This is a genomic window from Calditrichia bacterium (assembly GCA_020634975.1).
In the GTDB taxonomy this organism is placed as follows: Bacteria; Calditrichota; Calditrichia; order RBG-13-44-9; family J075; genus JACKAQ01.
The window spans coordinates 982,639-998,838 of record JACKAQ010000001.1 but is presented as its reverse complement, the minus strand read 5'-3'; the positions used below and the strand labels follow the sequence as shown (position 1 = coordinate 998,838).

General features: G+C 51.3%; 11 protein-coding genes. All 11 read left to right on the top strand.

What is annotated here, in order from left to right; all coding sequences use genetic code 11:
- Positions 1-102: 102 nt before the first annotated feature.
- The 11 genes from H6629_03860 (at position 103) to rimK (ending at position 16,155) form a co-directional block, all read left to right on the top strand.
- On the top strand, positions 103-1,323 hold the full coding sequence (locus H6629_03860) for a site-specific DNA-methyltransferase (protein MCB9066928.1): 1,221 nt from the start codon (positions 103-105) through the stop codon (positions 1,321-1,323).
- An 11-nt stretch (positions 1,324-1,334) separates the two neighbouring features.
- Positions 1,335-1,919, top strand: a complete 585-nt coding sequence (locus tag H6629_03855; GenBank protein MCB9066927.1) for a hypothetical protein — start codon at positions 1,335-1,337, stop codon at positions 1,917-1,919.
- A gap of 155 nt (positions 1,920-2,074) precedes the next feature.
- Positions 2,075-3,553: a T9SS type A sorting domain-containing protein gene (locus H6629_03850; protein ID MCB9066926.1), complete on the top strand. Its 1,479-nt coding sequence runs from the start codon at positions 2,075-2,077 to the stop codon at positions 3,551-3,553.
- A gap of 155 nt (positions 3,554-3,708) precedes the next feature.
- Complete coding sequence (locus H6629_03845) at positions 3,709-5,808, top strand: AAA family ATPase (GenBank protein MCB9066925.1); 2,100 nt, start codon at positions 3,709-3,711, stop codon at positions 5,806-5,808.
- A 122-nt stretch (positions 5,809-5,930) separates the two neighbouring features.
- Positions 5,931-7,799 carry a serine/threonine protein kinase gene (locus tag H6629_03840; protein ID MCB9066924.1) on the top strand — a complete coding sequence of 623 codons (1,869 nt, stop codon included), beginning with the start codon at positions 5,931-5,933 and terminating at the stop codon, positions 7,797-7,799.
- 84 nt (positions 7,800-7,883) lie between these two features.
- Positions 7,884-8,864: an NAD-dependent epimerase/dehydratase family protein gene (locus H6629_03835; protein ID MCB9066923.1), complete on the top strand. Its 981-nt coding sequence runs from the start codon at positions 7,884-7,886 to the stop codon at positions 8,862-8,864.
- A 61-nt stretch (positions 8,865-8,925) separates the two neighbouring features.
- Entirely contained in the window at positions 8,926-10,215 is a 1,290-nt protein-coding gene (locus tag H6629_03830; protein ID MCB9066922.1) for a PEGA domain-containing protein, read from the top strand.
- 271 nt (positions 10,216-10,486) lie between these two features.
- Positions 10,487-12,118: a bacillithiol biosynthesis cysteine-adding enzyme BshC gene (bshC, locus tag H6629_03825; GenBank protein ID MCB9066921.1), complete on the top strand. Its 1,632-nt coding sequence runs from the start codon at positions 10,487-10,489 to the stop codon at positions 12,116-12,118.
- A 105-nt stretch (positions 12,119-12,223) separates the two neighbouring features.
- Positions 12,224-14,749 carry an AsmA family protein gene (locus H6629_03820; GenBank protein MCB9066920.1) on the top strand — a complete coding sequence of 842 codons (2,526 nt, stop codon included), beginning with the start codon at positions 12,224-12,226 and terminating at the stop codon, positions 14,747-14,749.
- 6 nt (positions 14,750-14,755) lie between these two features.
- The gene (locus tag H6629_03815; protein ID MCB9066919.1) at positions 14,756-15,250 is read left to right on the top strand and encodes an ATP-dependent zinc protease; all 495 of its coding nucleotides are present in this window, start codon (positions 14,756-14,758) and stop codon (positions 15,248-15,250) included.
- Complete coding sequence (gene rimK / locus H6629_03810; protein MCB9066918.1) at positions 15,247-16,155, top strand: 30S ribosomal protein S6--L-glutamate ligase; 909 nt, start codon at positions 15,247-15,249, stop codon at positions 16,153-16,155. The genes H6629_03815 and rimK overlap by 4 nt, the downstream gene beginning before the upstream one ends.
- Positions 16,156-16,200: the final 45 nt, after the last annotated feature.

Below are 16,200 nucleotides of genomic sequence, written 5' to 3'. Positions count from 1 at the left end.
AATGTGTATATTTCATCCGCAAAAATGAATACAGTGTAAATCGAAACCGGTCAATCACTTTGACCGGTAAAATTTCACGGATGAACACGGACGAAACCGCCATTGAAATCACCGCAACAGTTTATCGATAACCTGCTGAAATTCAACGATTTCGGCGAAACAGAAAACGGGCAGATTGCCGTTGGCGACAGCAGCTATCCGCAGTTTGTCAACGAATTCTGGACATCGCGCCAGCGGCAGGCAAACGCGCTCCACGAAGTGGCCTATCGCGCCTGCTTTAAAGGGCAGTTGCCGCGATTTTTTATCGAACGGCTGACACAGGCCGGCGATGTGGTGTACGATCCGTTCAGCGGACGTGGCACAACCGCCATCGAAGCGGCGTTGCTCAATCGCAATGTGATCGCCAATGACATCAATCCGCTGAGTGCGTTGCTGGCTGAACCGCGATTATCGCCGCCGGAGTTGCCAGCATTGCTGCAGCGATTGGCGGAAATTCCCGTCGATTCGTCCGCAAAGTCAGATATCGATTTGTCGATGTTTTTTCACTCGCAAACCGAAGCGGAAATTGTTTCGCTGCGAAATTATCTGATCGTCCGCCGGGAAAACGGCAGCGAAGATGCGACGGATCGCTGGATAAAAATGGTGGCAACCAACCGCCTCACCGGGCATTCGCCGGGATTTTTTTCGGTGTACACGCTGCCACCCAATCAGGCGGTGACACCGGAAAGCCAGATCAAAATCAATCGAAAGCGCAATCAGTCGCCGGAATATCGCGATGTGAAACAACTGATTCTGCGCAAATCGAAAGCGCTGTGCAAAGATTTGTCGCCGGAATTACGGCTGCAACTGGCAAAAATCGCCGATTCAGCCAAATTTTTGACCGGTGACGCCCGCCAAACCCGCCAAATTCCCGACGAAACCGTGCAACTGACCGTCACCTCGCCGCCGTTTCTGGATGTGGTGCAATACGGCGCGGACAATTGGCTGCGCTGCTGGTTCAATGCGATCGACATTGCAGCAGTCGAGCAAAAAATGACCGTGACAAAATCGTTGCCGGAATGGGAAACTGTGATGGGCGCGGTATTTCGTGAGTTGCACCGCATCACCCGTCCGGGCGGATGGGTGGCGTTCGAGGTCGGAGAGGTACGCAACGGGCGCATCAAACTGGATGAAATCGTCGCTCCGCTCGGCGAAGCCGCCGGTTTTCGCTGTGCGGGCATCGTTATCAATCGCCAGCAGTTCACCAAAACCGCCAATATTTGGGGCGTGAAAAACAACGCGAAAGGCACGAATACCAACCGGATTGTGGTGTTCAATAAATAATGAAATTAGCAATGCACCCTAAGATTACAATCACCCCGGAAATGCTCGAAGAAGCCCAACGACTGATTCCCCAAACGCGGGTGAACCGCACCGTCGCATCGCCGGTGGATACACTAGCGGGACATTTGGGCGAGTTCGCATTTGCGGCATATTTTTTCGACGATTGGCGACGGCACAACGTCGGGCAAAACAAAGGAGATACGGATTTCGGCGATGTGGAGATCAAAACGTCGGCGTATCCGTTTACCGAAAAACTGCATTTGCTGGTGCGGGAAGATTACGCCAAAAAGCGCAAACCTGCCGCATATGTGCAGGTGATTATCGATTTGCCATCGCCTCAGGCGGCTGAAATTTTACCGGGAACGACGGCCATTTTGTGTGGTTTCGCCGATGCCGCAGCCGTGGACGCCGCGCCGAAAAAAGATTTCGGCTCCAAATTCGGCAGCGACGGCGGCTATTTGTGTCACTTCATCCGCATCGATCAACTACGACCGATGGCAGAATTAGCTGCTTTTCTCAAAACTTATCATTTGCAATCAACGCATAAATCAACAATCCAGCGCATCCGCAATGCGTTTCCCGCCAACCATCGCTAAAAAAACTCAAAAAAATTTGCAAGTTTGCGCAACCGCTGCTGTCCAACGCACAGCGTCCGGCAAAAAAATCGATCAATGTCACTCCGCTTCAGGCGCTCATTTCATGAAATGCGAGTTCGCGAAATACCCCAAACTGTTCAAAGGAGACTGTGGATATGAATGTCAAAAATGCAGATAATCGTATGATTTTATTAATATTAGCACTGCTTACGACAGCAGCGTTTTGTCAATCAGCCGGTGTTATCGATTTAAACAATCTCGAAAATTATGCCAATCAACCGGTCCCGAATTACATCAACAAAGACAACACGCCGCCAAATAATCAAATTAGTGATGCCGAAGCAACGCTAGGTCGCGTGCTGTTTTACGATAAAAAAATATCGGTGAACAACACTATTGCCTGCGCCAGTTGCCATCAACAGGCGTTTGCTTTTAGCGATACCGCAATGGCCAGCACGGGCGTGAACGGCACCACTGGACGCCACTCGATGCGGCTGATCAACGCGCGTTTTGCCAACGAAGCCAAGTTCTTTTGGGACGAACGCGCCGCATCGCTGGAAGCGCAAACCACCATGCCCATCCAGGATCACGCGGAAATGGGTTTTAGCGGCGAAAACGGCGATCCCGTGCTCGATTCGCTGCTCACCAAATTGATGAACATCGATTATTACAACGATCTGTTCACTTTTGCATACGGCGACAGTATCGTTACCGAGGCGCGGATGCAGCGGGCGATTGCCCAATTTATCCGCAGCATCCAGTCGTTCGATTCGAAATACGATGCCGGACGTTCGCAGGTGCCCAACGATCCAGCACCGTTCCCGAATTTCACGCTGCAGGAAAATCAGGGGAAACAATTGTTTCTCGCTCCGCCGGTGTTCGATCCGAACGGCAATCGGATTGCCGGTGGTGCCGGTTGCGCCGGTTGCCACGCTCCGCCGGAATTTGACATCGATCCGAATACCCGAAATAATGGGGAAGTCGCGAAAATCGGTGGTGGCACGGATTTCACCAATACCCGCACGCCCTCGCTGCGCGATATGGCCGACGAAAATGGCAGCGTCAACGGCGGGATGATGCACAACGCATCCAAAAATTCGCTGCTGGCGGTGGTGAATCATTACAATCAGATCCAGATTGTTGCGGGAAATAATTTGATCGATCCGCGATTGACACCGAACGGCAATCCGCAAAACCTCAACCTCTCCGAACAGGAAAAGCAGCAGCTCGTCGCGTTTATGCGAACGTTGACCGGCAGCGATGTTTACAGCAATCCCAAATGGTCGAACCCGTTTGATAGCGATGGCAATTTGACTGTCATTCTGCCGAACATCACCGCGATTGATCCTGTGAGCGACCAACTGCCTTCGCAAATAGAATTGGCGCAAAATTACCCCAATCCGTTCAATCCGACGACAACGATTCGATACGCGATTCCCGAATCTGCACCGGTGAAATTAACGGTTTTTGATGTGCGCGGAAAAATAGTCGCCGAATTGGTGAATGCATTCCAAAATGCGGGCGAATACGAAACCGTCTTCGATGCCGATTTTTTGGCGAGCGGCATTTATTTTTACCGGATTCAGGCGGGTAGCAGCGTTTCGACGGTCAAAAAAATGATGCTGGTGAAGTAGGGTTTTTATTATGCGCGATGAACACAAATGGTCATTCCTGCGAAGGCAGTAATCCCCAAATTCAACCAAACTCGCAGGTTTGCAATTGTTTTAACCGATGACAATGGCAAACCTGCAAGGTTTTTTCCCGCCGATTGATTATATTTCCGCTCAAAATGAAACTGAAATCACGACAGCCCAACTGGCGAATGTGGGCAATTTTGGGCGGTTTGCTGGTGCTGCAACCGCTGTTCGGGCAATCGCAGTGGTACGATTATTACGGCAACGCCCGGGAATCGATTGCGGATGCCAATTGGGCGGAAGCCGTCGCCCAACTCGATCGCGCCATCGAACTTCGGGACAGCCCGAAGCTGGAAGTGGAAACGTATTCGCTGCGATTCATCGATTACCTGCCCTATTTTTGGCGCGGCGTGGCGCAGTTTAATCTGGGAAATATTGCGGCGGCGCAAACCGATTTCGCCCGTTCGGAAGATTGGGGCGTGGTCAACAACAGCAGCTATCGCGACAGCTTTTTGCGATACCGCCAATTGATTCGGCAGGAAATCAGCCGGACAGATTCGCTGGCAACGTTGGTTCGCGATGTGCAAAACCGGCAATCGCAACTGGAAAATAATCTCGCCCAAAATCAATATTTACAGCAATTAAGTGATGCCCTTAGCCAGCAGCAACCCGCCGCAGCGCTGACGATTCTTGCGGACCTCGTTCGCGAAAATCCCGGCGAAACCCGTTTTGCAGAATGGCAGCAGCGCATTCGCCGCTGGCAAAATGAATCCGGCGATGCGGCAACCGAAGCGCAATTGTCCATCCAATTTGACGAGGCGCTGCAACAATATCTCGCCGGAAATTTCGCAGCCGCGCTTGCCATGTTTGCCCAAATCGAGCAGCAGCAACCGGGATTCCGGCAGGCAAATGATTGGCTCCGCAAAACGCGTTCGGAAATGACCCGTCTCGGGCAGAAACCGGACACACTGCTGCGAACGGTCATCGAACGCGACACGCTCGGTGTTGCGCCGGTGGTGGCTTTTCCGGCGGAATTTGTGGAAACGCGCGATGCGCAAATTCGCATCACCGGCGTCGTTCGCGATGATCAGGGGATTTCCCATTTGTCGGTTTCGCTGAACGGTTCGCCGATGCGTGATAATTCCGGATCGCCGTTGCAGATTGCGCCGCCGGATGTTCAGCAAAAACAAGGATTTCGCTTCGCTATCGATGTGCCACTGCTGATGGGTGAAAACCAGCTCACCGTCATCGCGACGGATGTGGATTCACCACCGAATCAGGCGGCTTTTCCGCTGACGATTTCCCGGAAGCAGCCAATTTATCGCGAGCCGATGGTGCTGTCGCTGGCGGCGTTGCTGCTGCTGTTCACTGCCGGCGGCGTTTTCGCGAACTGGTATTTTCGCCGGCGAATCGCTTTTGTCAGCAAATACAATCCGTATATTGCCGGTGCGCCGGTGCTCAACGAAAAAATGTTTTTCGGGCGGGAAAATCTGCTGAGACAAGTGCTGGCGGCGTTGCCGAACAACAGTTTGATGTTGCACGGTCCGCGCCGGATCGGCAAAACATCGCTGCTGCACCAACTTAAAAAACGGCTCGAACAGCAGCCAGACGCGGATTACGTTTACCTGCCGGTGTATATCGATTTGCAGGGCACGCCGGAAACGCGGTTTTTCGCGACGATGGCGCACGATATTGTGGAAGGCTGTGCGGAAAAATTGCCCGCAGATGTGGCGCTGCGCATCACTGAACAGCCGGAAAATTACAGCGCCCGCGATTTTAGCGCGGATGTTCGCGATATCCTCAAATCGCTGCAACCGCCGGCGGGCAAACCGCTGATTCTGGCGTTGCTCATCGACGAAGTGGACGAACTGAATCGCTATTCCGCACAAACCAATCAAAAATTGCGCAGTATTTTTATGAAAACCTTTGCGGAAAATCTCGTATCGGTGATGGCGGGCAGCCACATCCGCAAACGCTGGGAAAGCGAAGGCAGTCCGTGGTATAATTTTTTCTCGGAAATTCCGGTCGGGCAAATTGATCGCGCCGATGCTGAGCAACTCATCCGCGAACCGGTGAAAGGCATTTTCAGTTTCGATGAAACGGCGGTTTCCCGGATTCTGGAATTGAGCGACTGCGTGCCGTATCGCATCCAGAAAATTTGCGCCCGCTGCATTGCCCGAATCATCGAATCGCGCCGCCGCCGGGTGACTGTCGCGGATGTTGAAGCGGTTGCCGCTGCTGCTGAAGAAGGATAAAGTATAATTGATAAAGGATGAAGGATAAGTAGAGAAGGATAAAGGGTAAAGGATAAAGGATAAAATCCAAAACTCAAAACTCAAAAGCCAAAACTCGAAATTCAAAATTCATAACTAAAAAAATGCCCAATCGCAAAAATCCATTTATCGCCGGAAACTGGGTGCGCGGAGAAAATTTCTTCGGGCGCGATGACCGCGTTCGCGAAATACTGGACGGCAAATACCGCTATGTATGGATTGCCGGCACCCGGCGCATCGGCAAAACCTCGTTGCTGAAAGAATTGGAATTGCGCTGCGGCGATACGTATCTACCACTATTCTGGAATATGCAGGGCGCCAGCGATGCGGACGGGTTGGCAGAATTGCTGCTCGAAAGCGTGGAGGATGCCGAAGAGCGGTTCGCGGAATCCGGCGTCACAGTTGCCGAAATGGAATCACTGAGCCTGTTCGAGATGTTGCGATACCTCAAAAAATGCGCCCGTCAATCCGGGAAAACCCTGCTGCTGCTCTGTGATGAATGCGAGGAATTGCTGAACATCGAAACCGCCAATCCGGAAGTGCTGCCACGACTCCGGCGATTTTTCCAGCAGGGCGAAGGCGTGCTCACGGTGATCACCGCAACGCGGCGATTGCTGCAACTGGAAAGCGCATCGACCGCGAACACATCGCCGTTTTTGCACGGGTTCACACCGCCGGTTTTTCTGCGGGAACTCGACGAAACCGCCGCAACGGCGCTGGTGTCACGCGGTAATTTTGCGCCGGAAATCGTCCGGGAAATTTGCGAAACTTGCCACAATCACCCGTATTTGCTGCAGCAACTGTCGGCGCGGTTTTTCGAAAATGGAAACCTGCCAGAGAGCATCCGCGAAATGGCGCTGGATGCCACACTCGGACATTTTTTTGCGGTGGATTTTGCGATGCTCGACGACCGCGAAAAACAGGTGCTCCGCTACATTCTCGACGAAAGCGCGCTCAGCGAAGCCGAATTGGTCGCGAAAACTGCTCTGCGCTCGGAAAATGTAGCGGCGATTGTGCAGGGATTGCTGCAACTTGGCTTTGTCCGGCGGGACGGGCAACGGCTGCAGATCGCCAATTTATTTTTGGAGAAATGGCTGCAGCGCGAATCCGAATCGCTGTTTGCTGCGCCGCAGGTGTCGTCGTCCGGACATTCCGGCAGCGGATTGATCGGGCGAAAAATCGGGCATTACCGCATCGAAGCGGCAATCGGTCGCGGCGGGATGGGCAGCGTTTGGCGGGCAATCGACGAGCGGTTGCAGCGCACTGTCGCACTGAAAATTTTATCGCCGGTGCTGCTGAACGATCCGCAGGCGGAAGCGCGATTCCGGCAGGAGGCGCGTGCTGCTGCTGCGCTCAATCACCCCAACATCGCGCAAATTTTTGATATCGGCGTTGCCGATGAACTACCGTTTCTCGCGCTGGAATTTGTCGCTGGCGGAACGCTGGCGGATTGGCGCATCGCGCACGCGGATGATTTTTCCGCTAAGCTGGCAATCGCGCAGCAAATCGCGGACGGGCTGGCGCACGCGCATGCGCAGGGCGTGGTGCATCGCGATATCAAGCCGGAAAATATTTTGGTGACAGCCGCCGGACAGCCGAAAATCACCGATTTTGGTTTGGCCAAAATGCAGGACAACGCATCGCAGCTCACCCAAACCGGCGACAGCATGGGCACGCCCGCATACATGGCACCGGAGCAAGTTGCCGGTGTGGCAACCGATGCGCGAACGGATATTTACGCGCTCGGCGTGGTGCTGTTCGAGCTGTTTTGCAACGAACGCCCGTTTGCTGCGAATTCAAAAGCGTCGCTGGTGTATTCGATTATGCACGAATCACCGAAATCTGCCTGCGATATCGATGCATCGCTGCCGCAGGATTTGTGCGATTTGCTGGTGAAAATGCTCCAAAAATCACCGGACGATCGCCCCCAACGCCTAACCGATGTGCAAATTGTGCTTTCAACCTTCCGTTGATCACAAAAGCCATTGCAATAGCAGGTTTCAATCCTTATTTTCGTGGTTGCTAAATTTGATCATCGATAACAAAAAAGAGCGAATATGCGCTATTTCGTCACCGGTGGAACCGGTTTTGTGGGAAGTTGGGTTGCCAAACAGTTAACGGATGCGGGTGAAACCGTCGTTTGTCTGGTGCGGAAAACCAGCAATTTGCGCTGGCTGGAAGGGCTGCCGGTGGAATATTGTTACGGATCGCTGAACGATCCGGATTCGCTGCGCGAAGCGATTGCCAAATCGGATGTGGTTTTGCACATTGCAGGCGTCACCAAAGCGCTCACGCCGGATGAATTTTATCGCGGAAATGTGCAGGCGACTAAAAACCTGATGGAAGTGACGCTGGCGGAAAATCCCGGCATCAAAAAAGTGGTGTTTGTGGGCAGCCAGGCAGCTTGCGGGCCGTCCAAACCGGGCGAATCGAAAACGGAGGATGCACCGGCAAATCCGCTCACCGATTACGGCAAAAGCAAATTGCAGGCAGATGAAGTCGCGCAATCGTATGTCGGCAAATTGCCGGTCACCATTTTGCGCCCACCCACCGTTTACGGTCCCCGCGATACGGATGTGTTCGAAGTTTTCAAAAATGTGAAAGCCGGAGTGAATCTGAAAGTGGGCTCGCACGATCCGGTGGTGAGCATCATCCACGTGTTCGATTTGGCACGCGGCATCATCGCTGCGGCAAACGACGATCGCTCGACGGGAGAGATTTTCAACATCTGCAATCCGCAACCGTGCGAATGGTCGAATGTGATCGACATTCTCAAAACCGCGATGAACAAAAGCGTAATGAACATCCCCGTGCCGTACGCCGTAGCTTACGGATTTGCGGGAATTATGGAGCTCGGATCAAAAATTACCGGTAAACCGAGCATTCTCAATCGCCAAAAAATGATTGAAGTAAACGCCGGATATTGGGTATTTTCCGCAGAAAAAATCCGCGAAACATTGGGATTTGTCACAGAAATTTCGCTGGAAAAAGGATTAACAGAAACATACAGTTGGTATAAAGAACACGGTTGGCTGTAAACAGAATGTTAGGAGTTAACATTAAATCAATTGCCGCAGGGGTTCGCGGCGGAGGTGACCAATGGCGTTAACGCCGGAAGAAGAAAAGCAATTACGGGATCAGATTCGCGAAAAGCTGGAAAAACGGCTGGAGCGATCGCAGGAAAATCAGGATGACAGCAATGCAGCACGCCAGGCAAAACTGGAAGAACGGTTGCGTCAGCAGATCCGGGAAGAGGAAGAGGAAAAATTCTATTCCGATCGCGGTTATGTGAAATACACCAACCATCGCGGTGGCATCGAATGGCTGACGCCTGAAGAAGCGGAGCATCGCCGAAGCAAACGGCGGACAACCAAAGGCAGCTCCCGGCGGAAACTGCGCAAACGCCAGAAATGGGTGCGCTGGGCGGTAAATGCTGCGGCAATTGCCACCGCTTTTGCGGTTTTTGCGTATGTTTGGCGATACAACCCAAATCCGCAGGTTTCAGCGGGAACGTTGGTGATCGAATCCGAAGTGCCGGGTGCGCACGTTTTTATCAATGGTATTGAACGCCGCGACGAAATTACGCCGCTCACCCTGCCGGATATGAGCACAGGCTCTTATTTTATATCGATTTACAAAGAAGGATTTGCCGCATGGCCGCCAATGCAAAAAGTGGTGCTGGAAAATGGCAAAACCGCTGCCGTCAGTTTCGAGATGAAAAATGTCGGCAAAATGGGCATGTTGCAAATTGATGTGAATCAAACCGATGTGGATGTTTATGTGGATGGCATCAAAATGCCCGTTGCCGATCTCGCGGCGATGGAAATTCCGGTGGGACATCACATTATTTCAGTTGTGAAAAATGGCTATTTGGCAACGCCACAATACCACCGCGTGTTGGTGAATGAAAATGGTGTGACCAACGTGCAGTTTTCGATGGAAAAAAGTGATGTCGGTTATCTGAAAATCAGCAGCAACCGGGCATCCGGATTTGTGTATTTGAGCAACAAAATGACCGGCATAAAAGCGAACGGACAGGCGTTCCCGGTTGCCGAAGGCGTTTACGAAATCCGGATTGTGGAAAATAATTACATCAGTTTACCGGAAAAAGAACTGGTGCGAATTTCCGCCGGCGAAACGGTGGAATTGTCTTTCCATCTGCAGCAATCGCCAACGCTGGACACGTTGAATTTGCTTTCTGATCGTCCGGGTGACAACATTATTTTGAACGGCGAAGTGCTGCCGTATGTGACACCGATTAGCGATTTGGTGCTCAATGACGGTGTGAATTTCATCAACCTGATGCGCAACGGCCAGCTGCTCGCCGAAAAAGATGAAGCTGTGGATGTCGCCAATCTGAAAGACCGGCGGCTGCAACTTAATTTTTAGAAAAACCGTATCCCACCTGCCGCCTGTTCATCTAAACTACCGAATCGGATGCTGTAATTTATTGCCGCAGAGCCACAGAAATCGCGGAGAGAAACAAAGCACGCTTCATGTAATTTTCTGTTTTTATTTAATTTAAGTTTCTCAAGCCCTGTGCACTCCGTGCTCCGTGGCAAAATATTCACGACGTCATTCGAACAATGGATACCGGACGGATAGGCTGCCGCGCAATCCGCCATTTTGAAAATCAACAATTACACATACAGGAATCCACATGCAATTTCAACCGCTGAAACGCAGTGAAACACCCGATATATTTAACGATTATTTGCACAATCCCGAAAAAATCCGGGCGTTCTATCCCCATCACTTCACCGGAAATTGGGCGAAAGTGATTGACGAACGCAGCCATTTTACCATTCCGCGAGCGGAATTGGTTGCGGCTCTCCGCAGCCAGCACAGCCGCTGGAATACCGGAAAAGCAACCCTGCAACATATTGAAAAACTTGCAGATAGCAATACATTTGCCGTCGTGACCGGTCAGCAGGCGGGCGTTTTGGGCGGACCGCTGTACACGTTTTTCAAAACGATGACGGTGATCAACCTCGCTAAACAGTTGCAACAGCAATTCCCGGAAAAGCAATTTGTGCCAGTTTTTTGGCTGGAAGTGAACGACAGCGATTTTGCGGAAATCGCCAAAACGCATTATCTCACCAAAGAAAACGAGTTGAAAACGCTGCAACTGGACGAATCGCCGGACGAGGCGGACAAGCCAATTGCCGCCCGAAAAATCAGCGATGCAGTCGCCAAATGGCGGGAAATCGCCGACGCGGATTTTTTCGATACGGAATTCAAATCCGCAGCGCTGGATGCGTTTATCGGTTCGTACAAAAGCGGTCGCGGTTACGCGGATGCATTTGCGGATCTGCTGCTGACCTTTTTCGGGGAACACGGTTTGGTGCTGTTCGATCCCTCCGGCAGCGGTGTTTGCCGGTTGGCGCAGCCGTTGTTTGAAAAAGCGCTCACCAATGCAGATAAAATTTTAAATGTTGCCAACCAACGCAATAATGAGCTATCCGATGCCGGTTACGGCACCCAAATCCATTTCAATCCCAATCAAACCCTGTTGTTCCTGAACGACAAAAATGCCCGGCGCGTGCGGGTGGATATAGACGACAGCGGACAATTTCTGCTGAAATATCCCGATGGCCATCGTCCGGTTGCCCGCGAGGATTTGCTGAAAACCTGCTCGGATTCGCCGCAATATTTGTCGCCGAACGTGGCGCTGCGCCCGCTGATGCAGGATTCGCTGCTGCCGACCGTCGCATACGTTGGCGGACCGTCGGAAGTGGCTTATTTTGCCCAGGTTGCCGCGCTCTATTCGCATTTTGAAATTCCAATGCCGGTCATTTTTCCGCGCCACCGGTTGACCATCGTCGAGGGAAAAATCCAGAAACAGATCGACAAAAATGAACTCGATTTCGCGGAAATTCTGGAAAATCGCCCCGATTTTATCGACACCGTGATCCGCAACGGCGCCGGTCAGCAACTGTTCAACTCGGTGGAATCGACCAGCAAAACCATCAGCGATACATTGAACGCACTGCATTCCCAACTGGAAGCCGTTGACCCGACGCTGGTGAATTCACTGGAAAAAACCCGCGACAGTATCGAAGGCAATTTCGAAAAACTCAGCGGAAAAATTGTGCGATCGCTGGAACAGCGCAACGAAACGTTGGTTCGCCAGCTCGAAAAAATCCAGCTCAATTTGCTGCCCGGCGGTAATTATCAGGAGCGCGTGCTTTCGATGCTTTATTTCATTGTAAAATACGGTCCCGATTTTGTCGAAAACCTGCTCGAAAACCTGCCCGAAGACCCTTCCCCACACTATATCGTAAAATTGTAACATTGCACTGCGCGAAAATGCAGTATATTTTACCATTTCCAACGCGTGTCGTTAATGCGGCACGCGCTGCCGGAAATTGACCGAAATTGCCCAAAAGGAATGTTTATGAAAAAAATAATCGGGATTATTGCGGGCATTTTATTGCTCATTCTGGTTGCGCTGATTGCGCTGCCCATGATTTTTCGCGATGACATTATCGCGTGGATAAAAACGGATGTGAACAAAAATTTTACCGCGACGGTGGATTTTGCGGATGTGGACATCAGCCTGATTCGCAGTTTTCCCCAAATGAGCGTGGGATTGCGCGGATTGACGGTGGTGAATCACGAACCGTTTGCGGGCGATACGCTCGCCGCGATCGACAATCTGGAAATTGCGCTGCAACTGAGCAGCTTGTGGCAGGGCGGCGCGATGGTCATCAATTCCATTTTGGTGGAGCGCCCGCGAATTTCCGTGATGGTGAACTCGGATGGCGCGATGAACACGAACATCGTGAAGCCAAATCCGGAGCAGACGACCGCTGACGACGAATCCGCCGGCGGGGCAAGTTTTGAGCTGCGCGATTACCGGATTGTTGATGCGGATATCGAATACGCAGACGAATCCGGCGGCGTATTGCTCAAACTGGATGGCTTCAACCATCGCGGTAGCGGCGATTTTACCGCTTCGCAATTTGCGATGACAACGGAAACGAATATTGCAAACATCCGTTTTGACAACGGCGGCGCAACGCTGATTAACAACGCCAAATTAGATGCGACGGTGAACGTTGCGGTGGATCTGGCGACGAACAAATATACCCTGCAGCAGAACACCATCGCGCTGAATGCGTTGCAGCTCAACGCTTCCGGGTGGGTGCAGCAGGTTGGCGAAAATCTGGAAATGGACATCAAGTTCGATGCGCCGGAAGCGCAATTCAAAGATTTGCTCAGCATGATTCCATTTATTTACCGGAAAGATTTTGCCGATTTGCAGGCGGATGGCAGCTTTTTGCTGCGCGGCAGCGCGAACGGTTCGCTTACCGAAACGCAAATTCCCGCGTTCGAAATTGCGCTGGATGTGAAAAACGGCATGTTCCAATATCCCGATTTGCCGACGCCGGTGGAAAATGTGCAAATCCAGTTGCTCGCCAAAAATCCCGGCAAAACCGCAGACGCCACGGTCATCGATTTGCAGAAAATGCACATCGAAATTTTGAAAGAACCGCTGGATGCGAAACTGCTCGTAAAAACGCCGGTTTCCGATCCGTATCTCGAAACGAACATCGTCGGGCGACTGAATTTGGGCGAAGTGAAAAATATTTTCCCGCTCGGTGAAGGCGTGGAACTTGCCGGAAAAGTGCAGTCCGATTTCCAGTTAAAAGGCGCGCTTTCCGCGATACAAAACAATGACATCAGTAAATTTTCCACCGGCGGCACGCTCAAATTCAGCGAAGTGAAATACGCCGCGCCGGAATTGCCGGAAGCGATCGCGCTGCAAAGCGCGGACCTGCAATTTTCGCCGCAAAGAGCATCATTGCAAAACTTGCGGGCAACATTCGGGAACAGCGATCTGCAGGCTAACGGCGTGCTGGAAAATATTTTCGGCTACGTATTTCACGATCAAACCGTGAAAGGCACGCTGGCGCTGCAATCTAAATTGCTCGATTTGAATCCGTGGATCGCCGGTGAAAGCGAGCCGCTGCAAGCCATCGAACTGCCCGCCAAAGTAGAATTTCTGCTGGCTGCCGATTGCCAAAAAGTGCTGTTCGACAAGCTGGAAATGAAGAACGTAAAAGGCAATTTGCTGCTGAAAGATCAGAAGCTTAGCCTGCTGGATTTGAACGCCAACATGTTGCAGGGATCGCTGCGCACCAGCGGCGAATACAGCTATATTCCGCCAAAAAAACCGGAAATGTTTTTCGATGTGCTGATCGATAATTTCGCGATTCCCGAAACGTTCACCAGCTTTGTGACGGTGCAAAAATTTATGCCGCTTTCCGAAAAAATGGACGGAAAATTCAGCGGGCAACTCACACTGAATTCTGCGCTCGACCAAAATTTGCTGCCGGTGATGTCCGCTTTAACCAGCAAAGGCAGTTTGGTAGTGCCCAAAGTTAAAATCACAGACACGGATATTTTCAACAAATTATCCGAAAAATTGAGCCTGAGTGCCCTGCACAATCCGGCGCTGAGCGATGTGAACCCGACATATTCTATCAAAAACGGACGGTTTTATGTTGAGCCGTTTAAGTTCAATATTGACAAATATTTAATCGAGGCAACGGGTTCCAACGGCATCGACCAGTCGGTCGATTATGCGATGAAAGTGCACGTTCCCGCAGCGGAATTGCGCGATCAGGCGAATGCGGCAATCAGCCAGTTTATCAAAACGGATGCGAATATGCTCAGTTCCGGCACGGTTGTGGTGGATGTAAAAGTAGGCGGCACTTTCAAAAATCCGGTGCTGAATGTTTCCGGCGCGAATGTGCTGGAAGGCGCGACAGATCCGCTGAAAGCCGCCGCCGATGCGGAAGCAGCAAAACAGAAAGCCGAAGCCGAACGGAAAATGAAGGAAGAACTGGAAAAGAAGAAAAAAGAAGCTGAACAAAAATTGAAAGACAAGTTGAAAGGCATCTGGAAAAAGGATTGACGGCGAATGGCTGCGACAAAAAATAGTGAAAAAAAACCAAAACTACTCATCGGACGACGGGAGATTGTCGATTTTCCGGAGCTGGATTTGCACGGTATCGATGCAAAAATCGATACCGGCGCGTGGTCGTGTGCCATCCACTGCCACCACATTCACCCGGTAACCATCGATGGTGTGGAAAAAGTGCATTTCAATCTGCTCGATCCGTCGCATCCGGATTACGACGAAAAGGAATTTGTGCTGCCGATTTATCAACTTAAAACCGTTCGCAGTTCCTCCGGACATAGCGAGGATCGCTATTTTATCCAAACTATTTTGCGGATTTTTGATGAAAATTTAACCGTTATTCTCTCACTGACCGACCGTTCCGACATGAAATATCCCGTGTTGATCGGCAGAAAACTGCTGCAAAAACGGTTTGTGGTGGATGTTTCGCGGACCAATTTATCCGCCCGCGGAAAAATCATTCGTTGTGAGTTAAAAAGGAGTTCTTCCAAATGAAAATTGCTATTTTGTCGCGCAAACCGTCGCTCTATTCTACACAACGATTGGTGGAAGCCGGAAAAGAACGCGGTCACGATGTACGGGTGATCGATTATTTGCGCTGTTATATGGACATCACCGCACACAAACCGATGGTAATTTATCAATCCAAAAAGCTGGATGATTACGCGGCAATAATCCCGCGAATTGCATCGTCGTATACCTTTTACGGAACGGCTGTCGTTCGCCAATTTGAAATGATGGGTGTGTTTCCCACCAACGAATCCCAATCGATTACGCGATCGCGCGATAAATTGCGCTGTTTGCAATTGCTGGCACGGGAAGGCATCGGGTTGCCTGTGACCGGGTTTGCCCATTCCACAAAAGATATCGAAGGATTGTTAGAAACGGTGGGCAATGCGCCGGTTGTGATCAAATTATTGGAAGGCACCCAGGGCATCGGCGTGGTGTTGGCGGAAACGGATTCGGCGGCAAAATCGGTTATCGAGGCGTTTCGCGGGCTGGATGCCAATATTTTGGTGCAGGAATTTATCAAAGAAGCCGGCGGATCGGACATCCGCTGTTTTGTGGTTGGCGGAAAAGTGATTGCCGCAATGAAACGGCAGGGCGCCGAAGGCGAATTTCGCTCCAATTTGCATCGCGGCGGCACCGGATCAAAAATAAAATTGACGCCGGAAGAACGCAGCACCGCTGTTCGCGCCGCCAGAATTATGGGGCTTAACGTTGCGGGTGTTGATCTGCTCCGCTCCAATCACGGTCCGGTGGTGATGGAAGTGAATTCATCGCCGGGATTGGAGGGCATCGAAAAAACCACAGGCATCGATGTCGCCGGAAAAATCATCGAGTTTATCGAAAACAATTCGCACGATCGCAACAAAATCAAAGATAAAATAAAAGTGTAGTGACGATGGCGGTATCTGATCAGCGCAGTAAAGCTATAAAAAACA